At 33.8% G+C, this 15,482-nt stretch carries 12 protein-coding genes, 1 tRNA gene and 1 pseudogene; 5 read left to right on the top strand and 9 right to left on the bottom strand.

Annotated features, from left to right (window positions below; translation table 11 throughout):
* Positions 1-27: 27 nt before the first annotated feature.
* Together Bra60_RS06405 and Bra60_RS06400 are read right to left on the bottom strand one after the other, a co-directional pair.
* Complete coding sequence (locus Bra60_RS06405; protein WP_035006445.1) at positions 28-393, bottom strand: MliC family protein; 366 nt, start codon at positions 391-393, stop codon at positions 28-30.
* A 552-nt stretch (positions 394-945) separates the two neighbouring features.
* Positions 946-1,199, bottom strand: a pseudogene (locus Bra60_RS06400) (3-dehydroquinate synthase family protein); the annotation flags it as partial.
* Positions 1,200-2,004: 805 nt separating this feature from the next.
* Between Bra60_RS06400 and Bra60_RS06395 the strand changes: the two are divergent.
* From Bra60_RS06395 to Bra60_RS06385, 3 genes are all read left to right on the top strand, one after another.
* Positions 2,005-2,928, top strand: coding sequence for a site-specific tyrosine recombinase XerD (locus tag Bra60_RS06395; RefSeq protein WP_078688977.1), 924 nt, complete (start codon positions 2,005-2,007; stop codon positions 2,926-2,928).
* Between the two features lie 92 nt (positions 2,929-3,020).
* On the top strand, positions 3,021-3,977 hold the full coding sequence (locus Bra60_RS06390) for an acetyl-CoA carboxylase carboxyltransferase subunit alpha (RefSeq protein WP_078688976.1): 957 nt from the start codon (positions 3,021-3,023) through the stop codon (positions 3,975-3,977).
* Between the two features lie 28 nt (positions 3,978-4,005).
* Positions 4,006-4,755 (top strand): L,D-transpeptidase family protein, encoded by a 750-nt coding sequence (locus Bra60_RS06385; protein ID WP_078688975.1) that lies wholly within the window; start codon positions 4,006-4,008, stop codon positions 4,753-4,755.
* Between the two features lie 111 nt (positions 4,756-4,866).
* On the opposite strand, the gene Bra60_RS06380 is transcribed toward Bra60_RS06385, so the two are convergent.
* From Bra60_RS06380 to Bra60_RS06370, 3 genes are all read right to left on the bottom strand, one after another.
* Positions 4,867-5,928: a CobW family GTP-binding protein gene (locus Bra60_RS06380; protein ID WP_078688974.1), complete on the bottom strand. Its 1,062-nt coding sequence runs from the start codon at positions 5,926-5,928 to the stop codon at positions 4,867-4,869.
* A gap of 8 nt (positions 5,929-5,936) precedes the next feature.
* Positions 5,937-7,043, bottom strand: coding sequence for a D-alanyl-D-alanine carboxypeptidase family protein (locus Bra60_RS06375; RefSeq protein WP_035006448.1), 1,107 nt, complete (start codon positions 7,041-7,043; stop codon positions 5,937-5,939).
* Positions 7,044-7,140: 97 nt separating this feature from the next.
* The gene (locus Bra60_RS06370) at positions 7,141-7,956 is read right to left on the bottom strand and encodes a lysophospholipid acyltransferase family protein (protein ID WP_078688973.1); all 816 of its coding nucleotides are present in this window, start codon (positions 7,954-7,956) and stop codon (positions 7,141-7,143) included.
* A gap of 115 nt (positions 7,957-8,071) precedes the next feature.
* On the opposite strand from Bra60_RS06370, the gene thiD reads away from it, so the two are divergent.
* Complete coding sequence (gene thiD / locus Bra60_RS06365; RefSeq protein ID WP_078688972.1) at positions 8,072-8,932, top strand: bifunctional hydroxymethylpyrimidine kinase/phosphomethylpyrimidine kinase; 861 nt, start codon at positions 8,072-8,074, stop codon at positions 8,930-8,932.
* Between the two features lie 51 nt (positions 8,933-8,983).
* Here the strand turns inward: thiD and Bra60_RS06360 are convergent.
* Together Bra60_RS06360 and Bra60_RS07180 are read right to left on the bottom strand one after the other, a co-directional pair.
* Positions 8,984-9,058, bottom strand: a tRNA-Gly gene (locus tag Bra60_RS06360).
* Positions 9,059-9,485: 427 nt separating this feature from the next.
* Complete coding sequence (locus tag Bra60_RS07180; RefSeq protein WP_153300892.1) at positions 9,486-9,644, bottom strand: hypothetical protein; 159 nt, start codon at positions 9,642-9,644, stop codon at positions 9,486-9,488.
* Positions 9,645-10,853: 1,209 nt separating this feature from the next.
* Between Bra60_RS07180 and holA the strand changes: the two genes are divergently transcribed.
* Positions 10,854-11,897, top strand: a complete 1,044-nt coding sequence (holA, locus tag Bra60_RS06355) for a DNA polymerase III subunit delta (RefSeq protein ID WP_078688971.1) — start codon at positions 10,854-10,856, stop codon at positions 11,895-11,897.
* A 1,050-nt stretch (positions 11,898-12,947) separates the two neighbouring features.
* Here holA and Bra60_RS07365 read toward each other — a convergent pair.
* Together Bra60_RS07365 and Bra60_RS07360 are read right to left on the bottom strand one after the other, a co-directional pair.
* Positions 12,948-14,744 (bottom strand): hypothetical protein, encoded by a 1,797-nt coding sequence (locus Bra60_RS07365; protein WP_194285019.1) that lies wholly within the window; start codon positions 14,742-14,744, stop codon positions 12,948-12,950.
* A gap of 54 nt (positions 14,745-14,798) precedes the next feature.
* Positions 14,799-15,224 (bottom strand): hypothetical protein, encoded by a 426-nt coding sequence (locus Bra60_RS07360; RefSeq protein ID WP_194285018.1) that lies wholly within the window; start codon positions 15,222-15,224, stop codon positions 14,799-14,801.
* Positions 15,225-15,482: the final 258 nt, after the last annotated feature.

The raw sequence follows: 15,482 nt of genomic DNA, 5'->3' as shown, positions 1-15,482 counted from the left end.
AATGTAAACCTAATGGATAAAAACTTATTATTGCTTATCTTCTATTTTACAAAAAATAGGTTTCTTTTCTTCTGGATCATTAATAAGGTCAAAAAGTGTAACTTCGTTTTTAGATTCCCACCAAATATACTGGGCTCCTGCGTATTTTGATCCTGACGCAGCGATGACATTTGCACCGACAATGCGTTCACCTTTCCATTTAAAATCGATTAACGAAATATTATCAGCATTGAGATAAGTTGCTTCGACTTTTTCTTTATTTGTTCCAGTATCACATTGATAAACAACCTGTTTTATCATAGGCTCCGGGACATCTGGTACATTGATCACCAAAGATCCAGCGAAGGCAGTAATCGGATTGAAGGATAATAAACTTAAGTAGAGTTTTTTCATAACGTTTCCTTAATGATTCAAAGTAACAATCGTAACTTATATAGTGGTGTCTACGGTAGGATTCGAACCTACGACCCCAGGATTCATACCACTTCGATTTTCACCGCCAGCTTTATCAGCAAAACTGTTTGTGGTCTGGACTGTCTCTTCACCTTAAAACTTATGCTTTTTAGGTGCTGCCCGTTCAGTCTCTACACCTTTCTCTTTAATTTAAAAAGAGACTTGGCTCGGGATTGACATACAAATTCCTGTGAAGTTTTCCCCGAATTTGAGCAGATTCACTTTTAGAATTTCTTCTGAAAGTGCCCAATTTCTTAGGAATCCTGTGCTCTATCCTACTGAGCTACGCAGACCCAATCATATTTAATTTTATAGCGAAAACGTCGAGTTTAATCAATCATTATAAATATTTATGAGCCCGTTTTCATTAATTTTTATTTTAGAAAATTTAAAATGATATTCAATGCGATCAAGATGTTTTGCAATGAATGATTAACTGAGCTTACATGTTAGGGCGAGAGTGAGACTATTTTCTTAATCTTATACTGTTAAAGTCATTAACATTTCAAGTTTTGGAATATCCTGTAATTTTGTAGGTAAACCAACAGCTTTAAAATGTATTTGAATAGGTTGTGTTAGTGTGGGATTTATTAAATTCAGTTGAGTAGAAAATTGGTGAGCTAAATTATTTCAATCGCTACACTTTCACCATGGATTAAGCAGTTTGAATTGTAGGTAATTGTTCTTTCAAGCATGTGTCCAAATGTGTGGCCAAGATTAAGGAATGTGTGTGCTTCAGTTTCATATATTTTGTTGTGCAATTAGCATTGTGTGGATCGTGTAATATTTTATGCTTCTTAATGTTTGCTATGATTACTAATCGTTAAGTTTGCTTTTGCATAGCTAGAGTAGCATTATTCTATGAGTTTTGGTGATTTTTAAGTCTTTTTTAAAGCAATAGCCAGGATACTTTAAAATACGTTCAATGAGAATATTAAGATCTATTTTGTGCTATATTTAATTTGAGGTATGGTTTTTCAGTATATAAGCTGCTTTGCTTGTTGCTAAAATGAGGGAGATTTTTTAAGGATATTTAAATGATATTTTGTTCAAAAGTGTGAAACTTTATTTTTTATAAGTTTAAAAGAATTCAGAAATTGTTATTTGTGCTGCTTTTTCGATTTCTTGATCAGTATCATAAATAAAGTAAATTATACATAATAACGACATGTTTTTTAATCATTGATTTTTCTGCACTCATGAGACCGGCCAGTATGAGTGTTTAACAATTAAGATACAGTAACAGTTGATTTTTTATTTATGTTGTGGGGATATTTTAAAATAATTATTATTCATGATTTTATTTCGATATTTATCTATCTTAAAGTCAAGACCTGTTAATCTTTATCAGATACGATAGAAAATTAAGATTTTTTTGGAATAGTTTACTTTCATGCCAACATTAACTCGATTTTTAATAATATTTTTCATTTTAATTATTATTTTTTTTAGCATTATGGTTGCACTTGTGGTTTATGTTGAACCAGTGACCGTGGATATAAATGTTGATGTGCCTTTAGATTTATTAAAGGAATCTTCGAAAGAAAATACATGAAAAATGATGCTGTCATAGATCGTTTTCTTGAAATGATGAGTGCGGAGCGAGGGGCTTCTGTTTGTACACTTTTAGCTTATCAACATGATTTACAATGGGCACAAAATAAATTATCTTCGCACTCTATTTCGTTTTTTTCGGCGCAAAGAGAAGATTTAATCAATCTTTTATCTCTCATGCAGAAAGCTGGTTGCGCAGCAACTTCACAAGCGCGTCGGTTATCAACTTTACGTCAATTTTTTCAATTTCTTTATGCTGAAGGATTAAGAGAAGATGACCCTTCTAGTGATATTGATTCACCACGTCAAGGACGTCCTTTGCCGAAAATTATCAGTGAAGATGCGATGACAAAATTATTAGATTTTGCGCAATTGGAGACAGAGCAAGCAGAGTCTGGAACCCAGAATTATTACCGTGCTTTGCGTTTTCAGGTGTTGCTTGAAATGCTTTATGCGACGGGATTACGTATCAGTGAGTTAGTTAGTCTTCCAGTTCAAGCTGTGCGAGGAAAAGAGCAATTTATTTTGGTTCGCGGGAAGGGTGAAAAAGAGCGAGTGGTACTTTTATCAGAGAAAGCACGTCAAATTCTGTTGCAGTGGTTGAGTGTGCGTGATCAGAGAAAAGACGCAACAAGCATTTACCTTTTTCCTGCTCGTTCATCTACTGGATATATTGCACGCCAATTTGTTGCTCGCGGATTAAAAGATCTCGCTAAAAGAGCAGGAATACAAAGTGAAAACTTTTCTCCTCATGTATTGCGCCATGCTTTTGCAAGCCACCTGTTGCAAAATGGTGCTGATTTACGTGCGGTTCAACATTTGTTAGGTCACCGTGATATTTCTACAACTCAAATTTATACACATGTACTGGAAGCTAGGTTGCATCGTTTGGTTAATGAGCATCATCCGCTTGTTGATTAGTGTAAGGTCAGGTAAAGAAAAGATGATCTTTTGAAAAATACTTTATAAAATAAATTATAAGTGTATAAATTATACAAAACAAGTTGGATGCAATGTATAATTATCTTGATTTTGAAAAACCAGTTGCTGATCTTGATCTGCAAATTCTTGAATTAAAAAAAATCGCTCAAGAAAAGGATAGCCTTAATATGAGTGATGAGATTGCACGTCTTGAAACGCGTTCTCAAACAGCTTTGAGAGATCTCTATAAAAAATTATCACCATGGCAAAAAACACAAGTAGCTCGTCATCCTGATAGACCTCATTTTATGGATTATTCAGCGCAATTGTTGACTGATGTTACACCTTTGGCAGGTGATCGTAAATTCGCTGAAGATGCAGCTATTCAAGCTGGTTTTGCACGCTTTAGAGGTGAAGCAATTGCTTATATAGGTCAAGAAAAAGGGCATGATACCCAAACCCGCTTGCACCATAATTTTGGTTCTGCACGTCCAGAAGGATATCGCAAAGCTGTTCGTATTATGGAATTGGCTGATCGTTTTCAATTACCATTACTGACTTTTGTTGATACGGCGGGCGCTTATCCTGGTGTGAGTGCTGAAGAACGTGGGCAGGCAGAGGCAATTGCACAATCAACAGCTGCAACTTTACGCTTAAAGGTCCCTGTTGTTTCCGTTATTATTGGAGAAGGAGGTTCTGGGGGAGCGATAGCAATTGCGGCAGCTAATAAAGTTTATATGTTGGAGCACTCGATTTATTCGGTTATTTCACCAGAAGGTGCAGCTTCTATTCTATGGCGCGATTCAACTCGTGCAAAGGATGCTGCGACGAATATGCGCATTACTGCTCAAGATCTTTATAAGTTACAGATTATTGATGGTATTATTCCTGAGCCTTTGGGAGGAGCACATAGAGGAAAAGAAATTGTAATTGAAGCAACAGGTAATATTATTTCAGACGCTTTAAAGTCTATGACTGGTAAAGATGGTGAAATTATTAAACAAGAGCGTTGGGAAAAATATCTTCAGATTGGTCGTTCTTTGAATTAATATATTTACTGTCAAGGACCTTTTTTAAATGAAATTAAAGAGATTGTTTTCAGCAGCGCTTTTTATTCTAACTGGAATGTTAATGGCATGTCAGGAGAGGTTACCTACTTCTTTCAAAGCTAAAATTGAACAATCATTGCCTCGAGAAATCCTCAATAAAATGGCTATGAACGATATTGATCAGTATGCACCAATTATGATGCGATTTTTTAAGGAAGATAATATTGCTGAAATTTGGAAACAAAATCGTTCAGGAGTATTTGTTCTTGTTGTAAGTTATGACATTTGCAAATGGTCAGGTCGGCTTGGGCCTAAATATCGAGAAGGCGATTTTCAAGCTCCAGAAGGTTTTTATACCGTTCAGGAAAACCAAATGAACCCTTATTCGAAATATTATCTTTCTTTTAATATAGGTTTTCCTAATCTTTATGATCAGATTCATGGCCGTACAGGGAGCTATCTTATGGTTCATGGAGCTTGTTCTTCTGTAGGCTGCTATTCAATGAATGACAGGAATATGGCACAAATCTACGCCTTTGCACGGGATGCTTTTAAAGGCGGGCAAAAAGAGTTTCAGTTACATGCTTTTCCTTTTCGTATGACTGATGCTAATATGCAACGTCATTATACAAGCCCTCATTATGAATTTTGGATGATGCTCAAAGAAGGCTATGATTTTTTTGAAACAAATCGTAAACCTCCCAAAATTACTGTTTATGATAAACGTTATGTTTTTGAACATTTTATTGATGAAGATTCAGTTGCTATGGCTTTCTAAGGATGAGCTATATAAGGATGAGCTATATTAAGAATATACAATTTTTCAGTTATAAGAGTAATATAACGTGAATTGTATGTGAGCAGTTGATTTGTTACTGTGCAAAGGAGATTAAAATTTTACTCCTGGAATGAGTAAAGGATTATCTAAGATAGCAGTTTTGTCTGGAGTATCTAGTGCTGGTTTATTTAAACAAGCATCAAAGAGTTTTTGTATTGCCTTTTTTTCAACACCATGAGTAATGATGACAAAGCGAGTTTTTGTAATGCCTTTTGGCCACTTTGGAAGCCTTATTGGTGGATGAAAAAATGTTTGTACACCATGAAGAATAAGTGGACTATGTGGATTATCGTGCAATGCGATAATGGCTTTTATACGGAGTAATTTTTCACCATAAAGATCTTTTAAGAGGTTGAGAAAAACTTTTAACGTAGCAAAGTGAATCGGTTCATTACAATCTAATGAAAAAGCGCGAAAATTTTGATAATGAGAATGATCATGTGGAACAGTGGGAAGCCATTTTTTTAGCTCTATGTTACCTTCTTTTTTATTCCGAATTATTTTATTTATTAATTCATGTGAGTTGCATTGATCAGAATGGGAAATGATGATTTGTGCCGTGGGATTAAGAGCTTTGAGTTTGTTGGTGAGAAAATCTAGGGGAATTATATGATCAATAAGATCAGTTTTTGTAAGGATAATTTTGTCAGCAAAAGCGAGTTGTTTTTGTATTTCAGGATGAGATTCAAGAATAGGAGGAGAGTTTAATACATCAAATGTTGTAATAACAGCATCAATCTCTAATGCTTGAGTTAAAATAGGATGGTTTAAAAGAACTTGTAAAATAGAAGCAGGATCAGCTAAACCCGTTGTTTCAATTATAATGCGATTGAATTTTTTGAGATATTTTTTTTGAGTATGATCAATTAAATCAACTAATGTATCGACTAAATCACTGCGCAAATTACAGCATAAACAGCCGTTTGTTAATTCAATAATTCCTTCTGTTGCTTTTTCAACAAAAAGATGGTCAATGTTTATTTCACCGAATTCGTTAACGATAACAGCACTGTTAGCTAAGAGAGGATCTTGAAGCAAATAATTAAGCAAAGTTGTTTTACCAGAACCTAAAAAACCGGTGATGAGAGTGACAGGAATACGTGTTGTTTGCATTTGAAATATTAAATGTGGTTGACTGCTTTTATCATAGGAGGTGAATAGGGAGGTCGTTTATATGGGATGGGAATTTCTCGTACTATTTTTCCATTGATTTTCAATATCTTCGGTGCGCTGATGAGCTTTACTTGCAAAGGAAGAATGGAGGAAGGTAAAGCGGTAATGAAAGGCGAGGTGAGAATAATATTTCCTTCTTCATCATAAGAATTTAGACGCATTTTTATAGCTTCAGGTGTACATATTTGTTGTCTCATATCGGTTATTTGTGATATTTTCGTACCATAAGGTTCTAATGTTGCTAATGTTGATTGAGGAGATCCTTTGTCCGAAAATCCTGCATTGAGCAATTGTGCTGCTTTTTCTTCTCTTTTATTGATGCTCTCCGATCCTAAAATAACAACGATAATTGTTCGCTTATTTCTGGTTGCTGAAGCGACAAGATTGAAACCGGAAGCACAAATAAATCCCGTTTTCATGCCATCTATGCCATCAAAACGACCAATAAGATTATTTGAATTAGATTGAATTTTTTTTCCATTGCCAAAATCAATGGCTGGAATAGAGAAATAATGAGTATATTGCGGAAATTCTCGGCGGATTTGAACCGCTAAAAGAGCCATATCCCGTGCTGTGGAGTAATTATTTGGATTTGGTAATCCACTTGTATTTGTAAAATTGGTTCCAAACATACCTAGACGTCGAGCTTCTGCATTCATTTGTTTTACAAAAGCTTCTTGTGAACCCGAAATAGCTTCACTTATAGCAATAGCTAAATCATTTGTGGATTTAACCAAAGTAATTTTTAAGGCCGTATCAAGTGTAAGAACAGAACCAGCTTTATAACCTGAATTAATAGCAGGCGCTTGCGCTGCATTTTTGCTGATGGTGATATGCTTGTGGGGTGAAATTTTTCCTGTGCTCATGGCTCGGAAAATAATATAAGTCATCATTAGTTTTGTTAAAGAAGCAGGATACCAACGTTCAAAAGCTTGATTATGCTTTAATATGCGTCCAGTTGTGGCATCAACAGAGATGAAAGGATGGGCTAAACTTAGAGAGCTCATTATACTCAGAATAAAAAAGAAAAAAAGTGTGTAGAAGAGTTGATGCATAAAATAAATTCCCCCATTATTTTGACATTATAAGTGGTTTGGCATTGTTGGAGTTTTATTGTAAAGATTTTTGTTTATTCATAAAGAGGATGAATCTTTAATTACGTATAGGTCCTTTCCAATGATGGCCAAGCATTTGAAGTCTTTGAACAGCAGAGGGCGGCATAGGAGGAGGATTAGGGTCTTGAGCAGCTAATAGGAGTAATTCATCACAAGCCTTTTCTGTTTTTTGAATGAGTTGATCTAGAAAATCACGTTTATTTAAACCAGCTTTGATAGGAGGAAGAATACGAACACGGATTGTTCCTGGATAGCGACGAAAATTATTGCGTGGCCAATATAAGCCAGCATTGTGGGCAATAGGAACAACTTGAAGTTTAAGCTCATTGTAAAGAGCAGTAATTCCTGGTTTATAATCTGGATCTTGACCAGGTTGTTTACGCGTTCCTTCAGGAAAAATGAGAATTTCGCGCCCCTGCTTCGCTTTTTGTTTTGCATTGTGTAAAATGATTTTGAGGGCTTTAATAGGACTTGTCCGGTTAATCGGAATAACTTGTGTTTTTGCCATGTACCAACCGAAAAGAGGGATCCACATTAATTCACGTTTGATAATAAGGGCGGGATCATCAAAATAGGGAACAAGGCTAAAAGTTTCCCATGCGGATTGATGTTTTGGAGCAATGATGTAAGCCCCACTGGGAAGATTTTCTATACCTTCAATTTCATAGTCTGTTCCAGCAATATGTTTTTGTAAAAACAATGTAATGCGTGCCCACATTTTAGGCACAATCCATGCTTGTTTACGCGGCATTAAAAAATAGAAAGGCGCGTAAAAAATCATCTGTACAAAAGTTGTTATGTAAAAAACAAATGTAAAAAGAAGAGAGCGAAAGATAAGCACTACATTTCCCATTTCATGTCTATCAAGAAATTCTATTTATAATGCAATTTATATGAGAAAACATCTTTAATTAAAACTTTTTCAAATACTCCTTTTAAAATATTTAAAATTATAAGGAAAGAACCATATGACATTACAGAGTGATAAAAGTAAGTTTATTCCACGGATTTTATCCATTGCGGGTACTGATCCTTCTGGTGGTGCTGGAATGCAAGCCGATTTAAAGGTTTTTTCGGCAATGAAAGCTTATGGTATGAGCGTAGTTACAGCTGTTGTTGCACAGAATACACAGGGTGTGCGTGCTTTTCAGGCATTGGATGCTTCTTTTGTTGCTGATCAAATTGATTCGGTTTTTGAAGATATTCATGTAGACGCCGTCAAAATTGGAATGGTGGCGAATGCTCAGATTGCACAGATTATTGCAGAACGTTTGGCTCATTATAAAGCTCGTTTCATTGTTTTTGATCCGGTTATGGTGGCAAAGAGTGGAGATGTTCTGTTGAAGCCTGATGCGATTGAAGTTATTCGTAGTGTTCTTATTCCCATGTCAACGTTGATTACACCAAATTTACCTGAGGCAGCAATGTTGTTGAATCATGAAGTGCAATGGTCATTAGATGCTATGTATCAGCAAAGTCCACAACTTTTGGCATTGGGGTGTGGTGCTGTTTTATTGAAAGGAGGGCATTTAGATGTTCTTGCTTGCAAGACTACAAATTATTACGATCTTTCTAGTCCTGATATTTATTGTGATTCCAAGGGTGTTGTAATGCTGGAGGCTTCCCGTTTCAGTACAACCAATAATCACGGCACAGGTTGTACTCTTTCGGCTGCGATTGCAGCACTCTTACCTAAGGAACCTTTATTTGATGCAATCAAAAGAGCTAAAAATTATTTAAATAGCGCTTTATTTGCTTCAAGTACTTTAAACGTAGGAAAAGGACGTGGTCCACTTCATCATTTTTGTGAACTTTGGGATCATAGATAAGAAAGACTCTTCAAAAAGTTTATAGTTTAAAAATAAGTTTACATTCACTAATGGAGCGGGCGATGGGATTCGAACCCACGACCCCAACCTTGGCAAGGTTGTGCTCTACCCCTGAGCTACACCCGCTTAAAAATTTGAACCACTTTTTACCTAAACACTCCCTGTATGGCGTAGGCTTTTCCGAATTGCAACAAAAAAATAACGTTTCAGTAGATTTATTTTTTTGTTTTTTAAAAATAAGAGTAAAAATTGATTTTGAAAATGCTTAAGCTCATTAAGCTCTACAATTATTTTATACGCAACAGTAATATGATCGTATTGAGAATGGTGAGATAGTCTGATGTTGTCATTATTATTTTGGATATCAGTGCTTTTTCTTTTGCATAATTTGTTGATTTCAATTTATTTTTTAAGATGTGAAATAAGATCTTAAATGTGCTTCTACATCGTCTCATGAATGAATAGTTCTTTTTTCATTTTTATAAACTCTTTAATCTTTATGACTTGATTTATTAAATATGTTATCAAATCATAGAAGTGTTTATCATATTTATTATATTTTAAGATTTGTTTTGCTCAATTGATACTGATCATATTGAAATCTTTCTGATCCAAATACATTGGAAACCAACTGATACAAGAAATACTTTTCCTTCTTTTCTACATTTCGTAAGTCGTCGGTTTGATTAGCATCTGTATGAACAGAATTCATAATAACTTGCTCTCCTATACCACCTCTTCCATAGATATGTGCTCTATCTGTCTGTGTTTGGCAATCAACAATCCAGTCGTTGGTTAAATTTCTACTTTAGATTGCGATAGCACGCATTTTTATGGTCAGCATGACTGATTTTCCCAATAACAATCGTATTCATTAAACGCTTTTTTAAATCTGTGATTTTTTTATCACGACGTTTGAGCATGATTGTTTCCTAATGGGGTGATATTTGTTTTTATTTCTTGTTCCTGTTTCAGTGATTAAAATCGACAAAAGCTCATTTTCTGCCCTAAAAATATTCATCAAATAGGTACCTTTTTGTCTATTTGAACTAAACGAGCAAAGACTTTTAAAATTAGCTCTATTTGAGATGCAATATTTATTTGTGGCAAAGGGGGAAAATTCATTAAAGAGAGTTTTGGTAATTTATTTAAAAAGTTTTGTAATGAAGCCAGTATTAAAAAATCAGCTCGTGGTTTGAAAAAATTAGTAGCAGCAAGAGCTGCAAACTTAGATAAGACAGTCTTTATTACACTTCAAAGTATTTTTTTGCTGGATAGGTGGTAATATAATTGCTCTTTATATAAAAAGCACTGATTGCAAAAGGCTTGCTATCAAAACGGTAGAAAAGTATCTAAAAGGTGAAAAGTAGGATAAAAAACATAATAAAATCAATAATTATAAAATCCTTTCCCTTTAAATAAGATATTGATTTTGCCTTTTGGCATGGAAATTTGATAAAAGTAAAAAATCAAAAGAGCGTTGTTCTCTGATAAAGGATTGTAAATCACTAGAAACAGTCATTTTGCGCTATAAAAGTATTGAATGGAATCTAATATATCTTCAGAATCACTACACAATGCCTTTAAGAGGCACTATCAAGAAAATTGTAGATTTCTCCTTTTTAGATAATGTTTTATTATTTTATGTGATTTCTTGAGTATTCGTTCAGAAATAGCTGATTTTGTGATATTTTTAACTAACTAAATAAATATTAAGAGGAAATTGTTATTAGAGTGGTGAATTCCGTACATTAGATTTTTGATTATAGAAATCAGATTTTGCTTTTGCTTAGCGTAAGGTCATTTTGGACAGTTAGTGAAGAAAGAGTGTAAAAAATGTAAGATAGAGGTAGTGAAATTGGACTATTTCAGAAGATTTGTGATGAAGTTTTTGATGATGTATTTTTAATGGATTAATATTTTGGCTCAGAAAAAAGCACATGAAGTTGATCAGTTTTTAAAACATTTTTCGCGTTCTTTTCCTATCGTTTTAATTTATGGACCGGATCGTGGTCTTGTTTGTGAGCGTGCACAACGTTTTGCCAAGCTCTCTCAGGTGGCAATAGAAAATCCTTTTTCCACTGTTCGCTTAGATGCAGCTGAAATCGATAAAGATCCTGCGCGATTAGGCGATGAAGCACGCACTTTATCGCTCTTTGGTGGTGATCGTTTGATATGGATATCTAGTGGTGCTAACCAAAAAGGCTTTCTTAAGGCGCTTAAACTTTTAATAACAGAACCACCAGAAGCCAGTTTTATTTTAATTGAAGCGGGTGATTTAAAAAAAGGAGTAGGATTACGCAATATTATTGAAACAGCATCAACAGCAATTGCTTTGCCTTGTTATGCAGATAATGCTCATTCTCTTGATATCTTGATTGATGAGATTTTAGATGAATTCAATGCAACTCTTTCTTTGGAAGCGCGTCAATATTTGCACCAAAATATCGGAGAAGATCGTCTTGCATCACGGAGTGAATTGGAAAAGTTGTGTCTTTATACCTTAAAGAAGGCTCATATTGCTTTTGAAGATGTAAAAGCTATTGTTAGCGATGTGAGTGCTCTTTCTCAAGATGAAGTAATTGATGCTGTTTTACTAGGAGATTTAGCGAGTTTTGAAATTTATTTTAGCCGTTGTTGTGCTGTAAACAATACATCTTTTTTTGTTTTAAATACGGCTCAAAGGCATTTTCAACAATTACAGCTTTTACGTTATCAAGTAGAAATTGAAGGCAAAACTCCTTTTATAGTCATTTCTCAGGCGCAACCACCGATTTTTTTTCAAAGGAAAAAAATAGTTGAACAAGCCTTAAAATATTGGAACTTAGAGAAAATTTTGTATGCAATGAAAAAAATACAATCAGCTATTTTAGAAAGTCGTAAAAATCCACTTTTAAGTGAAGTAATCATTCATCAAGCCTTACTGAAACTGACGATTATTGCAAAGCATCAGAATAATTTTTAGGATATCTGACTGTATTTACATCAGATTTTGGTGGTATTTATATGAGCATGTATAGTAGAAATTTTATAGGGGAAGTTTTGCTTTCTCAATTATTATATATAATACGGCGCCGTTAGTTTGTTATATTCCATCATACAACAAACCACTTTGCTAATTTTTAGAAGGCTATGAATACTGTTCAATCATATGATATTTAGGAAGTTAATGACAGATATTATGTGCTACTTAATGACGTTCATTAGATGCTGCCTTTAGATTGATAATTATTGCTTGTTTATTAGTATGATATAAAAAATATTAGCTACCGTTTGCTTGTCTATATTAAGAACTAATGATAAATTGCTTAACTCCCCTAATATCCGAAAAATAATTGCATAAATTATTTTATACATCATACGAATGCTTTGTTGGTAATATTGTTAAGAATATTTATGTAATTGCCTTCTCATATCAGATTTTCAAAAATAGAGATTTTTTGTTATCAAATCTTCTAGGTCCATATTTTTATCAGAGTTTTTAGGAGAAGAATTTCTCTCATAAACAAGCTATAATTTGTTGTGATATATCTAAAATTTAAAAACATATCAGCTAAAACTTCACCCAGTTCAAATACTACGCTTGTATGAGCTATCACTGATTTGAAGAGCTCCTTCTGATTTAATTTTGTACAAAACAGCACTGTAGCTTAAAACCACTTGTTTGAGACTCTTTGTGTTTATTATTGTTATAATAATATACCCCCTATCAAAAACAGTATTATTTATTGTCTAATTTATTAACTGCTTTTAAGCAGTAATTGGATAAAAACTAAAATACTGTAAAAATATAACCTATCGAACGTAAAGATAGAGTATTTTCTGATACTTATTTTTTATACTTTTTCATAGTTTCGTAACTAGACTTAACAATTTTTTCTTTTTTAATTTAGCTTTTATAGTTTCTAGTATACATTTTATTTATTAATATAAAAAGCTTTATATAACATTCACTCTCATATTTGCATACTGATATATTTACACAGTAAGATTTTGTGTATTTTTAATAAAAACATTAGAAGCTTCGGCAAAGCCGTCCTTTACTATTTATGATATTCTCAGCCTTTTGAACCTCAGCCTTTTGAACCTCAGCCTTTTGAACCTCAGCCTTTTGAACCTCAGCCTTTTGAACCTCAGCCTTTTGAACCTCAGCCTTTTGAACTATATTAATTTCATTAATCATAGAAGCTTTTTGAGCCTTAAGATTTATAATCTTTCTCTCATTTAAAGCTTTAGTTATGTTCTCATTTAAAACTTGCATTTTGCTTTCATCAAAAACTTTTTCTTCTTTTTCATGGAGAATTTTCATCTGGTTCTCATCATTACTTATGATATTCTCAGCCTTTTGAACCTCAGCCTTTTGAACCTCAGCCTTTTGAACCTCAGCCTTTTGAACCTCAGCCTTTTGAACTATATTAATTTCATTAATCATAGAAGCTTTTTGAGCCTTAAGATTTATAATCTTTCTCTCATTTAAAGTTTTAGTTATGTTCTCATTTAAAACTTGCATTTTGCTTTCATCAAAAACTTTTTCTTCTTTTTCATGGAGAATTTTCATCTGGCTCTCATCATGAAGAAATTGATGGCCGTTAATTGCTTCATTATTAAAAAAACGTTTATCAACAATCTCAGCCTGACCAAAAACTTTCACTTGGCCTGTAATTAAGGTTTCTCCTAAAATTTTTGCTTCACCGAAAATTCTAGCATGTCCATAAATTTTAGCACAACCATAAACTTCAGCATTTTCGGTAATTGCAGCAAAGTCATAAATTTTTGCTTCATCAAATATTTTACTATTACCGAAAATCTGAGATTTTCCGAAAACGCAAGCATTGCCAAAAATATTGGCAGACTCCCAAGCTTCTGCAAATTCGTAAACTCTGGCTTGACCAGAAATTTTGACTTGACCAGAAATTTTGGCTTGACCAAAAATTTTAGTATTTTCGAAACATTCGACCTCTTCACTAATCACAGTACTTCCATAAATCTGTGCATTACCATACACCTTAGCTTTTCCCGCAATTATGGATTTCTCAAAAACTTGAGCATTTTCACAAATCATAGCTTCGTTATAAACTTCAGCATTACCATAAACCTTGGCAGTATCTGAGATTATACTACTACCATAAACTTTGGCATTTCCCCGAACTTCGGCATTGCCCTTAATCTGAGCATTGTGAAAAATCTTTACATTTTCATTAACTACAGCACTTCCATAAGTCTTAGCATTACCATAAATGTTAGCATGGCCATTAACTGTGGCATTTTCATAAATTTTGGCATTTCCATAAATCTTAGCGTGACCAGAAATTTGTGCATTATCCGTAATTATTGCATTGTCGTAAATCTTTCCACCACTAACCAAAGCATTGTAGTAAATAGCAGCATTTCCATAAATCTTGCTATGCCTAAAAATCTTGGCATTATCAGAAATTATGGCATTACCATAAACTTTACTGTTGCCAAAAACTTCGCTTTGCTCCTTAATCTGAGCATTACCATAAACTTCAGCTTTGCCGTGAACTCTACTTTTGTCAGTAACAAGAGCATTCTCATAAATCTCGGCATGGTCAAAAATCTTTACATAGTCATTAATCTTAGCTCTACCGTGAATTTTTGCATTATCATAAACGTCGGTACATCCACAAACTTGAGCGTGTCCATAAACGCTTGCCCGACCATGAATTTTAGCATCACCAATAATGTTAGACTTGCCATAAATTCGAGCATTACCGTAAATTTCGGCAGATTGAGAAATACGAGCTTTATTATAAATTTGGGCATTTCCATAAACTTTGGCATTATCATACACTTTAGCATCTTCGTAAACTCTAGCGTTTCCAAAAACCTTAGCGTTGCCGTAAACTCAACAATCACCCTGTTGTGATAAATTTGATTCATTTTCAATAAAACCGCCAAGATCGCCCTCTGTTACATCTCCAAAAGATTTAACGGCCACAATACGACAAAGTTTAGAATTCCCTCCTGCGGATACACAGAGATATTTTGTTTTTTCGATTCCTATTGCAAACCCTTGTTTTAATTTTGATGAAAGCTCTTTGGGTGAAGGAATGCTATCTTTTAACTTTGATGAAAGCTCTTTGGGTAAAGGAATGCCGTCTTTTAATTTTGATGAAAGCTCTTTGGGTGAAGGAATGCTATCTTTTAACTTTGATGAAAGCTCTTTGGGTGAAGGAATGCTGTCTTTTGATTTTTGTAACAGTTTTTCTGCTGAAGCAATTTTCTTTTGAGAGAGGGGTTCAAATTTTGGGAATCTCTTTTTTGAGGGCATACTAAATCCTTTAACATACTTAATCCCCACCCAATTAATCAAATATAACAATATGAAAAATAAATTTTCATAAGATAGGAAGTTACCTTAAAGATAATTTACAATCAAGTTGAAAATATGTTTTATCAATTATTTATTTTTGGTTGTTGCTAAATTACAAATAATTCATTGAAGTGGTTTTAATGGGTAAGTTATATTGCTAACTGTTTCAACAGGATAATAAGTAGCATTATTAGTGATCTTTTTTGTTTTGTGAAG

This window comes from Bartonella sp. Raccoon60, from assembly GCF_002022585.1.
In the GTDB taxonomy this organism is placed as follows: Bacteria; Pseudomonadota; Alphaproteobacteria; order Rhizobiales; family Rhizobiaceae; genus Bartonella; species Bartonella rochalimae.
The sequence above is the reverse complement of the archived record's forward strand: the minus strand, read 5'-3'. Positions and strand labels throughout refer to the sequence as shown.

What these genes read in the sequence shown, in the direction of transcription:
- Bra60_RS06405 (WP_035006445.1), bottom strand. Translation starts at nt 393, where the DNA reads ATGAAAAAACTCTACTTAAGTTTATTATCCTTCAATCCGATTACTGCC.
- Bra60_RS06395 (WP_078688977.1), top strand. Translation starts at nt 2,005, where the DNA reads ATGAAAAATGATGCTGTCATAGATCGTTTTCTTGAAATGATGAGTGCG.
- Bra60_RS06390 (WP_078688976.1), top strand. Translation starts at nt 3,021, where the DNA reads ATGTATAATTATCTTGATTTTGAAAAACCAGTTGCTGATCTTGATCTG.
- Bra60_RS06385 (WP_078688975.1), top strand. Translation starts at nt 4,006, where the DNA reads ATGAAATTAAAGAGATTGTTTTCAGCAGCGCTTTTTATTCTAACTGGA.
- Bra60_RS06380 (WP_078688974.1), bottom strand. Translation starts at nt 5,928, where the DNA reads ATGCAAACAACACGTATTCCTGTCACTCTCATCACCGGTTTTTTAGGT.
- Bra60_RS06375 (WP_035006448.1), bottom strand. Translation starts at nt 7,043, where the DNA reads ATGCATCAACTCTTCTACACACTTTTTTTCTTTTTTATTCTGAGTATA.
- Bra60_RS06370 (WP_078688973.1), bottom strand. Translation starts at nt 7,956, where the DNA reads ATGGGAAATGTAGTGCTTATCTTTCGCTCTCTTCTTTTTACATTTGTT.
- thiD (WP_078688972.1), top strand. Translation starts at nt 8,072, where the DNA reads ATGACATTACAGAGTGATAAAAGTAAGTTTATTCCACGGATTTTATCC.
- Bra60_RS07180 (WP_153300892.1), bottom strand. Translation starts at nt 9,644, where the DNA reads ATGAATTCTGTTCATACAGATGCTAATCAAACCGACGACTTACGAAAT.
- Bra60_RS07360 (WP_194285018.1), bottom strand. Translation starts at nt 15,224, where the DNA reads ATGCCCTCAAAAAAGAGATTCCCAAAATTTGAACCCCTCTCTCAAAAG.